The organism is Paenibacillus sp. FSL R7-0204 (assembly GCF_038002225.1).
In the GTDB taxonomy this organism is placed as follows: Bacteria; Bacillota; Bacilli; order Paenibacillales; family Paenibacillaceae; genus Paenibacillus_AQ.
The window spans coordinates 5,203,076-5,216,782 of the sequence record NZ_JBBOCA010000001.1 but is presented as its reverse complement, the minus strand read 5'-3'; the positions used below and the strand labels follow the sequence as shown (position 1 = coordinate 5,216,782).

At 51.7% G+C, this 13,707-nt stretch carries 2 protein-coding genes; both read left to right on the top strand.

Annotated features, from left to right (window positions below; all coding sequences use genetic code 11):
* The first annotated feature begins 297 nt into the window (after positions 1-297).
* Positions 298-5,871, top strand: coding sequence for a hypothetical protein (locus tag MKX42_RS22960; RefSeq protein ID WP_340754876.1), 5,574 nt, complete (start codon positions 298-300; stop codon positions 5,869-5,871).
* 27 nt (positions 5,872-5,898) lie between these two features.
* Complete coding sequence (locus MKX42_RS22955) at positions 5,899-13,668, top strand: S-layer homology domain-containing protein (protein ID WP_340754874.1); 7,770 nt, start codon at positions 5,899-5,901, stop codon at positions 13,666-13,668.
* Positions 13,669-13,707 lie beyond the last annotated feature (39 nt).

Sequence of the window (13,707 nt, the reverse complement as noted above, 5' to 3'; positions counted from 1 at the left end):
TTTTTAGACATTTTTTCAAAAATCCCAGGACTTTTTTCGTTTTTCGAGTATATTAACCTTATTTCGAGGCGTTTGACGCAGCTTTTGTCGAGATTTGTTAAGAGTTTGTTTAGAGCTGCCTGATAGAATAAACGCAGATATGAAAAAATAGGTAGTTTATGACGCGTATGTTTTGTCCACGGGAGGGCAGGGCGAGAGGAGAATGCGGAAGCACAGGGAGTGAATCCAGACTACAGCGAAGCTTGCTGCACGCCGGACAGGACTTGATGAATGAATAAGGGGGAGCATCAATTGTTAATGAGCAGGAGATTGAAGAGATATACCTCGCTAAGCTTGATTCTTAGCATGTTGTTATCGTTAATACCCAGTTCCTTTAGCGGACTGGCAGAGGCTGCGGGTGATGATTTTGAGGTTACATTCAAGAGCGGAGCCCATGTAGGGAATCTGTCCTACCCCGCAGATAATACGTTTATTAACTTTTTCAATAACCAGGTGGAAGGCTTCAAGCAGACAGAGACAAGTGCAAATGCCCAATATGATTGGGCCAAGGGTGATATTTTTGCCGGTGTCAATGATAAAAAGACCACGGTTCGATTCCAGGTGAAGGTAGCAGATAACCCGATTCTAAAAAATATGGCCGAGAGCGGGCATGCTGAGATGCTTACAGGATTTTCCGTGCTGCGGCGTCACTCCGGGTTCATATGGACGCGCCATTCTGAAATTACAGTAAACATTGACGGAAAAGATATTATCAATGAACGGACCGGCAGCAGCCAGCGGTATAACAAGTCGGCTAAGGCCCTCATCAAACCTGATTCTATTATTAACATTAGGGTCTGGGGCGAAGGCGACGACGACGGTGAAGCAGCCGGTGTACGCGGATTCTACCTTAAGTTCCAGGATCTCAAGCGTCCGGTAATTGATAACTATACCTTCACCGGCAACGGTGCAGAACGGCTTAACGAGAATATTAACCAGAAAGAGCTGTATGTCAAAAGAGACGAGAATATCACGCTCAGCTACAACTTCAGCGAGCCGGTCAGACCGACTTCGGTAGTGACAGCAAATTCTGATTACTTCTTGCGGCAAAAGCTGTTCGTTAATGATCCGGGCACAGGACTTCCGGCAGCCGGAGAGCAGCAGTATCTGCAGAATACAAGCTTTACCAATACCAAGGAAAGTTTGGATTCCTACCAGAAAAAAATTGCCTACAGATATACGGGAGTTCCTTTTCACAACAGCGGCAACCTTCCATTGAGACCCTTAATTACCGGCGGGACCACCGGCGGAGCGCAGATGGATCTGTCGCTGGATAATAAATTGAAGAAAGCCGAGCTTAGTGATGCGGCAGGAAATAGAGCGGTTGTCAATCTCAACACTGTACCGAGCAGCGGCAGCAATGCCTGGCTGGACCGGAAGAGCGGGAATCCGTTTGACTTCGACCGGGGCGGCTTCCGCGTCATTGTCGATGCTGTGCGTCCGAAGTATTCCAAGACCGCGAACGGCATTCAACCGGAGATTCTGACCGGGGTTACGCTCAATAAGGGAGATGTGATTGACTTCACCCTCCAGATGACGGAAGAGGCCATTGCCAAAACCGGCTGGGAGGAGAAGAAAACCTTCATCCTCTTCAATAACGGAATGAAAGCCTATTATGTTGCAGGCCGGAATACACCGAATTGGAGCTTCCGCATGACTGTGCCTGACGGCAAAACGGTGGAAACCCCGCTCCTCAAAGCTGTGGCTATATCTAATGATGCCAAGGGTGGCAGTGAGCCGATCCAGATGGATACCGATGTCATTCAGGATTACGCAGGGAACCTGATGATTCAGCCTGCAAACTTCGATGGAATCCATGAAGAGAAGATCAATCCTTACGGTAGTGACTTTTCACTCGCCAACTCCAAGATTGACTGGGCGAACCTGTTCATCGACAATACGGAGCCGGTGATCGGTTACCGGTTCGAGACTGGCGGCGCTACTGATCAGGAATATGCCAAAAAAGGGAAGGTTACGATTGACGCCAACGATCCTTCCATTAAAGTGCCGCATCTTGATCCTACCGTTCCTGACCGTGGTACGGAACGGCCGAGCCGCGGAATCTACCGTCCTTCGAATCTGAGTGCGGAAGCCTCGCCTTCGGTGGGTCTGGTGTACTACTGGTGGAGCCAGGATAAGGCTGATCCGTTCGCCGGTGTAGCCGGAGATCATTATGCAGCGCTTAAGCGTTATGCACTATCTGCCAAGCAGCCGTCGGATGAGCTGTATTCGGGAGAATTCGAGAATGTAGAGCTGTCAGTAGTGAATAACAAAACGAACCTGCTCGCTCCTCCGGCGGAAGCCTTCGAGGAAGGGAACAGCGGGGAGTGGTACCTGCATACCTGGACAGCCGATATGTCCTGGGATTCCGCCAGAGAGCTGATGCAGTACGAGAAGAAAAAAGTGTATGTGGCTACTCATAAGGCACAGTATGATGCTTGGTACGCAGAGGCACCAGGCGAAAAGGCGGATAAGACCTTCTACGCCGATAATCAGGCAATGGCCGCGGTAGGACAATACGGTGATCTGAGTGTCTGGCCGCTTGAAGATTTCAAGAAAGACGATTCGAACTGGAAGCATGAAGTAGGCGTTCTGAAGCTGGACAACCAGGGACCTGCGATTACGATGGCCGGCGAGGATACCGCCACGGTACAGGCTCTGGTGAAGGACCCGCATAGCGGAGTCAGCAGCGTGCAGTACCAATGGGTAAAAGACGGGGATTCTCCGGCATCCGGCAAGTGGGCAGATACGCCATACACTGGTTCGACCGTTACCCGGTCTACTTACGAGGATATTGATGAGGACGGCTCCTACTGGCTCTATCTGAAGGCGCTGGATAAAGCGGGCAATGAGACGGTCAAGACACCGCAGGAAAGAGCGGTAGTCGTGAGTTCTGAGGCGGCAATTCCGACACAGTTCACACCGGAAGCCAATCCTAACTATGTGAAGAGTCATGATGTTACTTTCGAGATCAGCGGTGTGCACCCGGATTATGTGGGCTATGCCATCAGCGACAGCTCCATTCGTCCAGATAATGATAGTAAATTCACTGGGCTTGAGGTCTCCAAGTCCTCCGGCATGTCCCTACTGTCTGAGAAAAGCCTGCTTGAAGATGGAGCCGAACCGGCGGAGCCTGGAGCGCCAGCAGAGCCGAACTCTCCGGTCGAGCCGGAAGTTACAGCAAATATCGGGCCAGTGGCCCTTATGAAGTTCTTGTCCTCCGGGCCAGTAGAGCCATCGTTGACCCCGCTTCCAGCGGAAGAGACTCCGGCACCGGATCACAGTGCCGAGCCTGCAGTAACACCTGCTGCTTCAGCCGAAGCATCTGAACCGGCAGCGACGCCTGCTGCTTCGCCAGAGGCCAGCCCCGATACCAAGCTGGCAGCCAAGGGCCTTGGCGCTTCTGTAAGTGAAGCCACTTACAGCTATGTCATTCCTGCTGAAAAATTAAAATTAAACGGAACGCAATACATTCATCTTATGGTGAAGCACAGCGACAAAACGTACTACTACTCGAAGGCTTATTATTTTGACAATGAAGCACCGGTAGTGTATTTCAGCCCTGATAGTATTGCTTACCCGCTGCCGCTGCAGAAGACGAAGATCAGCGTGTCAGAGTTCTATAGCAAAACAGGACTGGTCAGCAAATATCAATGGGTCAAACAAGAAGCAGGCGCAGAAGTACCTACAGAGTCGTCGACAAAATGGGCAGATGTCCCGGCAGGCGGCTCAGTCTCCATCGATGACCAATCACTGAAATCGGGAGAAATCTCTGAGTTCCGCCTATATGTACTCGCAGTTGACGGAGCAGGTAACAGCACGATCAAGGCAAGTGCAGGAACCTTCAAAGTCTCGGCAACGACCAAGCCGGATGCGCCGGTGTCGGATGCCAAGTCTTCTCTGATCTATCTGTCCGGTGATACAGCGGACGGCTACACGGCCATTGTGAAGCTGAGTCTCGAAACGGAGGACAAGACCGGTTATGAATATTCAGTATCACCGGATAACGGTGTGAGCTGGCTGAACTGGAAGCCGTACACCAACTTCGTAGCAGTGAAGGTTCCGACGAGTAAGCCTGAGGAGCTTCAGGTGTGGGTGAAGTACAGAACGCCGGGAGGTTTGATCAGCAAACCGGCCAAGCTTGATGTCGATGGAGCTTCTACCAGTGTACAGCCGGTCTATGCGCTTGCTTCACTCAGCGTGAACAGCCCGGTTAATGCCAAGGTTGGTGCGGATATTGAGATCACGGTCCCGCCGGGTATCCGCGTAATGCCGTCGAAGATTAACCCTTCGGTGCCTGTACGGACCGGGAATTCTTTCAAGATCTACGAGAATGGTTACTACAGCTTCGATCTGACCGATCTTAGTGATCCGGACCGGACAGATACTCTGTATCTGGTCGTGAAGAATATTGACGGCACTAAGCCTGAAGGAACCATTGAATATTCATACATGGAGAGTACGAACGGTAATGTGGTTGCGCTTCTCCAGAGCACCTCTGAGCCGGTGACGGTGGTGAACAATGGCGGCAAGACCGCCTACACCTTCACGGAGAACGGCAAGTTCGAATTCGAAATTAAGGATGCTGCCGGAAATGTCAATAAGGTTGAAGCAACGGTTGCGAACATTAACAAGGAAGTTCCTAGGGTGAAAGTGGTCCGTTCCTACCAATATGGCGAGAATGGAAGCCAGACCTTCGGCACCCTGAAGGATAACAGCGGCAATGTGCTGTTCTCCACCGGCGTTACGGTTACGGTAGAGAAGGCGGATGCTTCGGCTAAAGCGTTCAACATTATCAGTGCCGATAAGAGCATTACACTCATGGAGAATGGAACAGCTTCATTCACTGTGGTGGATGTGTACGGCAATACAACAGTTATCAAAGAGAAGGTAACGAATATTCTCTCTGCACCGCCAGTACCGGACAAAGTGGCCTATACCTTTGTAGATGCCGAAGGCAAAGCGGTTCCGGCCGATCAGATTGTTACCATCGGCGGACAGAAATATGCCAAAGGCAAAGTGAAGGTTACGCTTAGCGGCACAGTTGCTGCCCCTAACCAAATGTTCTCAGGCGTAAGACCTATTTCAGATGGAGCCGCCTATACGAACCAGATCAGTAAAGCGGATGGAACGTACAGCTACTCGCGTGCTTTTGAGAGCAGCGGATCAGCAGTCATTGCCATCTCAGATCTGCTGGGCAATGTGAACAAGGTTCCAGTGACCATTGCAGGACTTGATAACACAGCACCTGAGCTGACACTGAACAAGGAAACAGTAGGGATCGTTCAGAACAAGAAAGACTTTAGCTTCCGTACGGATCTCGGCGGGTTCACCGTATCTGATAATGTATCGGCTGAGACTAACCTGAAAGTATCGGTCAGCGGGCTGGATCTGAGCAAGCTTGGACGCCAGCGCGTAGCTTACACAGCAGTTGATCAGGTAGGCAATAAGACGGTGGTCTATCAGGATGTGGTGGTCGTGAAGGACGGCGGATTGCTGGTGTTCGGTAACGATACCTTAATCTCGGCTTCATCCGGCGAATCCGCATTGTTCAATACCAACACCATTACCTTCAAGGTATCCGGCTTCAACCTGATGAAGGTAGGCGGAGTAGACAAGGTCAATCAGGCAGGAACGTTCGACATTCTGTATTACCCTGGTCTGTACCGCGAAGGACAGCTGAAGCTGGTGAAGCAGAAGCTGACTTATGCTGAGCTGGTGAGCAGTAATTTCAAGGTCACCTTCCCGAAAACAGGCTGGTACACGATTGTGGTGAGAACCCAGGAGCGGGACCGCGAATTTGCTACCTTCTTTGTCGGCAATCTGAAATAGTTGAAACAAGAACAGGGGGAATACTTGGTGAAGTTGTTGAAACGCACAGTAGCGGTAATGCTCACCTTAATTATGGTATTTCTGTCCACCTCCGAGAGCTTCCATGCTCTCGTTGAGGCGGCCAGCAGTACCAAGACAACCATGATCCAGAATGAGTTTATTAAGGTCACTGTGGATAACGAAACAGGCCGCTACGGTATTCGCACTGTAGAGGGTCAACCGATCCGCAAGAACGACAATAATGTTAATCTGCTGTTCCAGGGGGATGACCCGGAGACGTCGTTCACGACGTTCCGGATCGACGGAACGGATTATATTTACGGCAATAAATACAAGTTCGACAGCAGCCATTATTCAGAGACTACTGCACCTAAAGTGGTGGAGAATTCTAACGGCACCAAGCAGCTGGAGATGATCTGGAAGATGAAGGGCGTAGAGATCAAGCAGATTCTGATGCTCTACACCGACAGCAAAGATGCTGTGAATTCCGGTAACGTCAACATCCGCTATGAAGTGAATAACAAGAGCGGGGCGCAGGTGCAGATCGGCAGCCGGATTCTGCTGGATACGATGGTCGGCGGTAACGACGGACCACAGTTCCAGATTGGCACAGCCTACAAGTCACCGCTGCAGGTAGAGCGGAAGCTGGTGCATAATCCGGAGGATGATCCGGGCATTCCGTTTGAGGATAGAGCTTACTTCAAGATTCCTGCTTATTGGGTGATGCGTGACAAGCTGGATCTGACGAATCCTCAGGCAACCAATGTGGTGGCCTACGGCTTCAATAACTTTGCCGAACAGAATATTAATATTGTGGATGAAATGATCGTCGGGCACTGGAACGGCCTGGCGAATACGAAATGGGATTATAAAATTAATCCGAATCTGGACTTCACCAGAGATACCAATGATTTCGGTACGGCGGATTCCGCCGTTGCCTTCTACTGGAACCCGGAGAAGCTGGCACCGGGAGGCTTCCAGAGCTTCGAGACCGTATACGGCCTGGGTGAACTCACAGCCCCGGATAAAGTGTTCTCGATCCGTTATGTAGATCAGGTACAGCAACTGGCTACCGAGCCGGTTGAAGGCGGAGGCGTACCGACGAAATATGAGAAAAATGGTGTCTTCGACGTTATAGCAGAAGTAGAGAACCTTCAGGCTTTCAATATGGAGCACTCCAAAATTGAAGTAGAGATGACCCTGGAGAGCGGCCTCAGCTTCGTCAGGCAGAATGAAAAGGGAGAAACTGTCCTGGATGCAAACGGGAATCCGGTCCTGGAGAATTCCCGCAGTAAAATGCTGGAGTTCAAAAAGTCAGCCACACCTGATGAAGCGGCGATGGGCATTGAGCCGAAGTACAAGCCGGGTGACGCGATTACTGCGACCTTCCGCGTTCAAGCCAAAGGCAGACCTTGGCCGGTTACCCGGGAGTATATGATCTCCGCGAGAAGCCCGGAAACGCAAGGCAAAATCGAAGGCGTCAAGGATGAGGGTATTAAAGCCCAGTATGAATCGACCCGTACCAACTTCATTCTCCTGCCGCCGGTGGGAGAAGCAACCGCTACGTATTCCTATGCACTCGCTCCGGCAGAGCTGTATAGCACAGATGTGAAATATCTGACGGTCAATCTGTCGAATATTGAAGCTTACAATACGGGCAATGCAACGACCGCTCCGAACTTTGACCTGTACCTCAAGAATAAGGCAGACGGTAACCGGTACAAAGTCAATGTTCAGGATGCAGTGGTGATGCAGCCGACCGATGACGGATTCTCCGGCGCCATGCGGATTACGTACCGCGGCGGTGACCAGGTGGATTCAGGCGGCAATGTGCTGGAAGCCGGGCTTGGACCGGAATTGCCGCTCGGTGAATACCAGGTGGAGATTGATTACAAAGGTGATGCCGGCGGGGATGAGGAGGTAGCGGCTCTCTATGATATGACGACTCCGCAATCCTTCCTGGTCACCGATAATAATGACACGCGTATCCGTGAAGCGGGAGTAATGGCAGTGTACAAGGAAGCTGTGGATATCAGCGGCCTTGCGAACGGTGCTTCTGTAAAGGATGAGCTCGTGGATCAGCTGAACTCTCTGTTCCCGGGCAAGCCTTTCAAGGACGGTTCGTTCCTGTACAAGGCTGTTACCGAATATAAGAAAACCAAGGCCTTGTTCGGCGCAGCGAGCAAAGCAGTTGATCCGAAATTCGATATCAGTGAATTTATGGATGAAGAAGCGCTGAAGGAGACTCCGATGTATGCTTACAAGCTGTTTGCAACGGAAGAGGACTTTGAGGAATTCAAGGAAGAAGCGGAAGCCAAGGACCCGAAATTCGACCGTGAGATTCTGGTAACTGTCCGCGGTATGATCAAGCAGGTTGGCACAGGTGACGAAGAGCAGGTCATCGTGGATACCAAGACAGAACCGGCAATTATTAATGATGCTGTAGCTTATAAAGGTAAGGACCTGTCTTTTGTACGCGGTAAGCTGGATATCTTCGGCAACACCCTTCCCGGCGATCTTCCTTTCCTGGATACCTTGTTCATCAAGGGTGAAGGAACGCTGAGCGTAGCGAGCAGCGGATTCGTCTTCCATAAAGGCGAATGGACGCTCGACTTCTTCAACGGCTTCAACAAGTCGCTTGGAGAAGAGGACTTCGATCCTAAGGAGAAGGAAGACGATGATGATAAAGGCAAAGATGACGATAAGAAGGATGAGAAAGGCAATGACGGCAATCCGGAAGACGACAGCCAGAACGGCAGTCTGAAATGGGCTGTCGGCGGCGTGGGCGACAGATTGAATCCGCTGCGCCAGGTCATGATTGAGGATGTGTACTTCAACAAGCAGTCTCTGTTCGGAGCACCAAGCTTCTCGATCGACGGTTTTGGCTTCTCCTTCAATGACTTCATTCTTAGAGAGAATGGGATTTCCTTCGGCGGCTCGCTGTCCCTGAAGATCATTAACTCCGAAATTAAGAATGTCATCTTCAACAGTGCCGGCTTCTATGGCGTTGATGCCTCTCTGGGCTTCGATCTCAATCAGGAGATGGGCTTGTTCGGACCGGATAAGAAGAAGGACGCGGACAAAAAGAAGGGCCCGGATAAACCAAGCGGTAAAGTTACGATCAAACACGCGGTGCAGGGCAAGGGGATCGGTAATGAATACGGCCTGGAGTTCGCAGCACAGCTGAAGAATATGATGGGCGTGGAGATTGAATTCTCGCTCAAAAAAGTAAAAGACGGCCGGATTCTTCCGGATGTGATTGCCTTCGGGGCAGAGCTTCCGCAGCCGGGTATCCTGGTGACGGGTGCAACATACCTGACAGCAATACGGGGAGCTGTACGTGAACTGGCGGACACCATTGCTGGCGGCACAGCAGAAGACCCGTTCCCGTTGACGATTCAAGCAGGCGTAGGCATGCGGTTCGGGATTGCTCCGGCGTATTTCTTCGGCGATGTGGACCTGACGGTGAAGCGTACCGGCCTTAAGGTGGAAGGCAAGCTTGATTTCGCTGCCAAAGCCGATGCGGAGAAAGATGACCGGCTTCCAATGCTGACCAAAGCGCTGCTCGAAGCGCAGTGGGTAACCCCATGGTTCGTGCGCGTGGAAGCAGAGATGGATATCGGCGGATGGGATATCATCATCGGGAAGGCGGGTATCTTCGTCGGACAGAATCTGGAGAAGAACCGTACGGATTTTGAAGGCTATATCAGCTCTAAGGTGCAGATTCCGAACGATGTACCGGTTGTCGGCGGCATGCCGCTGTCCAGTATGTTCCTTGGGGTCAACAATGACAAGGTCTGGGGCAGCATCGGTATTCTGTTCATCTCCTTAGGCATCACCTATTACTGGAGTGGAGGCATCGAATTCGGCACATCGACCGATCAGCTGCCGGAAGGCATGATCCATCTGGTGGTGGATGATCCTGAGCTTGGACCGCGCCTGATGGTAATTGGTGCAGGAGTACAGACGCTGGCCACATCCAAGGTAGCTACCGAGGATGAGAACCAGGAAATTATCTACCGCGAAGTAGAAGAAGGCGTCAAATATGTCGAGAACGGATCGGTCAATGTCGGCGTAGGCGGCATTACGGTCAAGAACGGCGGCAGAATCCATGAGATTCCGATGGACGGCGTAGCCGGCAATGCAATCATTGAGATGGAGTACAGCAGCAAGGAAATGCCGGAATTCAAGCTGCAGGATGCGTCAGGCAAAAATTATCCGGTGAAGTTCGATAACACGAATACTGATCCTACGGCAAATGCTTTTACACAATATATTCCTGCAAGCTTCAAATCTGGGGATACATCCAGACTGAACAATGAAGTGGATATTCGCAGAGCTTATATCATTATTCCTGAGAATGAAGCCACAAAGGGCGGCACTTGGAAGCTGACAGCCGTCTCGGCGGTTGACACTAAGCTGTTGAACGTTCCTACTCTGCCTACTCTGGGTGAAGTCAACCTGGCAAAGGACAGCTCCAATGCGAATAAGTTCACAGCCTCCTGGAAAGTGGCTAACGCAGCCGAAGGCGATACAGTGAACCTGTATCTGGCTGAGGATGCGGTGACGAACCGCAAGGAAATGCTGAATGGTCAAGAGATTCTGCAGACGGGTGATCCGGGTATGCTGATCGCCAAGGATGTACCAGTCGGAGCCGGCGGCTCGGTTAGCGGCGGAATCACGAGCGGCAGCCAAGTGATCGATGTCACCAATGTAACACTGATGGGCAATCCCGAGGATATCCGCGGGCTGCTCAGACAAGGCAATTACTACCTGCGCGCCGAGCTGAAATCCAGCTCGAACTTCGGGACGAAGACTTCGCCGCAGCGCTTTGAAGTCATTGATCCGCTGGCACCGCAGAGTGTCAGTGATGTCGAGGTTGAGCCTGCCGGCAACGGATTGTTCTCACTCTCCTTCAAGCCGGGAGCGAAGAAATGGGGACACAGCGGCTTCGAGCATAGCTACGTGGTCGATGCGAAGCTGGATGCTGAAGGCAAACTGAGTGAATATGCTCCGTTTGGAGAGCTTTTGTATACCGAACAAGAGCTTAAGCCTTACTGGAATGCATCCACAGGCAAATACGAAGGTCTGCTGATTGGCGGCTGGAAGGCTGTATCTACAACAGATGAAGTCTATAAGGGCAGCCTTGAAGGCTCAGTGATTGATCTGAGCAAGGTGAAATATGTCGGCCTGGAAGTGAAGAAGAATTACGTCATCGGCGTCAGTGCCGCAACGGTTCCAACCGAGGATGCCGACAAGCATCAGAACTATCATTATGCCGAGCGGCGGGAGAGCAGCAGCACCTTGCTGCCAACTCCGAATCTGCCGGATCTGACGGTATTGAGTTCATCGGGGACGGTAGATGCCTCCTCCGGGAACTACGTGAACCTGTTAACGAATGAAACGAAGCAGAAGCTGACGCTCTCTTCCAAACAGTCCAATGTAACGGTGGAAGCATTCTATGCTGACAAATCCATTGCGACTGTAGCCCTGACGAACAAGGCCGGCGGCGGAAGCGAAGGCATCCTGAATCTTGACCAGTTCCAGACGGACGGGCCGTATGCGATTGAACTCAGGGCCAGAAATACGGCAACTAAGGATATCTCAGTAACCATGCTGTATCTGACGGTAGATACGATCGCACCAGTGCTGTATCTCACAGAGCCGGTAACGGGTGAACGTACTGAACAGGGTGCCGTTCGAGTAGCCGGAACAACAACTACAGGAACGAAGCTGGCCGCAGTTTATACTGTGAGTCAGTTACAGCCGGATGGGAAATACAAGGATGTTGAGATTTCTGCTCCGCTTACCGTGGACTCGTTAAACGGTGATTTCAACGGAACTGTGAAGATTAACTCGGCTGACCCTTCCGTAGCCCTCAGCATTGTGGCTAAGGACGAAGCGGGCAATCAGAACACAGCGGTTGTGGATATTACCAATGCCGGCTTCAAAGTACCGGTTGCCCTGATCCTGAAGGGTGCGGAGACGCTGACACCGGGTGCGGCAGGCCAAATCCAGGCTTATCTCAAGGTTTCGGATGGCAAGGATGACAATGGCAAGCCGAAATTCAAGGAAGAGCCGGTTACCGGTAAGGATCTGGATAACCTGACTTATGAAGTTGCTGTAGGTGATGCGGTATCTCTGTCAGCCAAAGGCAATGTTACCGCACTTGCCACCGGCTCCAGCCTGATTGAGGCAGAGTATAAGGTGTCCGAGGGTGTAACGCTTAAGGGCATGCTTGCGGCAACTGTAGCTGTTCCGGATACCAAAAAATTAGGAACTGTGCAAGCCGTATCTTCTCCGATTAGCGGAGACAACAACCACACGAAGATTACGGTGACTTCCGCCGGAGATATGACTGGACAGCAGATCGCTTACAAGGTCTTCTCGTCAAGTCCTGAAGTACTGATATATAAAGATAATGTAAGCTCATGGAGTCTGCTTCCCCTCGATGGTATAGTAACTGCTCATCCAGGTGCCACCATTGTGCTGGCTAAGCGTACCTCTGTGGACAAGCTGGTTAAGGCTTCCGGCAGTGTAGCTGCATCGGTCTGGACTAGCAGTGGTTCAGGCGGTGGAGGCGGTGCTGGCGGTGGAGGCGGCGCTGCCGTACCGGGAGTTGTTGAAGAACAAGCACCGGAACAGGCAGCCCAGATTACCGTCAACGGCCAGGCCGTGACAGCAGAGTGGGATGGACTTACGGCTATCGTCCGGATTACGGATAAAGAAGCTGCAGCAGGCAGTGACCTCACAGTAAGCTCCACCGATCCGAATGCCAAAGCATTCAGTATCCGTGTAGACCAGAGTGTGGTTCAGCAGCAGCTGACTGCGAAGAAGAAGATTGTGATTGAAGTTCCTATGGGCCAATTGGTCATTGATCCTGAGAATCTTGCAAGTGTAACCGCCGGACTTACTATCGGCATTGGCGGTAATAGTACTGCTGACCAGCAGGCGATGAAGGCAATTGCGGATCAGCAAGGCTTCACGCTGATGGCGGCAGGGCAAGGCGTAACGGTGAACGTTAACCTGCTGAAGAGCAGCTGGACGCCGGCGCTTGCAGCCAAGATTGCCATTCCTGCGCCGCTTGCGGCCAAGGAGATTACGGCCATGGTGCTTAAGGATAAAGACGGCAACTGGACAACGGTACCGTGGAAGCTTGACAGCAGCGGCACGGCAGTGAATGTACAGCTGACGGGCGAAGGCAGCCTCTTCTTCATACGCAACCTGAAGACCTTCAAGGATATGCCTTCAGGCTGGGGTAAGGAAGGCATCGCTGCGGCATCCGCCAAGCTGTTCGTTCTAGGGAAATCTGCGGAATTGTTCGATCCGGCAGGCAAAGTGACCCGGGCAGAATATCCAACCATTCTGCTGCGTGTTGCAGGTCTCATGAACAAGCAGGCAGCTTCGGCAGGCTTCAGTGATGTCAGCGCCAGCAGCTGGTATAACCGTAGCGTCTCCATTGCTACAGAGCTGGGTATTGTCACTGGTCTTGAAGGCGGCAAGTATGCGCCTAAGGATACGCTGACAAGAGTTGAAGCGATGACGATGCTCGGAAGATTGCTGAATCAGGTTAATCCGGGCAGTGAACTTAGCGAGGACGAAGTCACTTCGATCCTCAGCGGTTTCACTGACAAGGGCAAGGTTCCGGCATGGGCAAGACAAGCAGTGGCAATTAGCATCAAGAACGGCATTATTCTCGGAGAAGGCAATAAGGTGAACCCGTCCACTCCGCTTACGCGTGAGCAGGCGGCAGCCATTGCCATCCGGCTTGATCAGTTCATTACAGCCAAGCAATAACAAGGATGTGCCCGTTCGCTCGCAAGCGGGCGGGCACAC

Bases quoted from the DNA above. Each gene is read 5' to 3' on its own strand.
- MKX42_RS22960 (WP_340754876.1), top strand. From the start codon at position 298: ATGAGCAGGAGATTGAAGAGATATACCTCGCTAAGCTTGATTCTTAGC.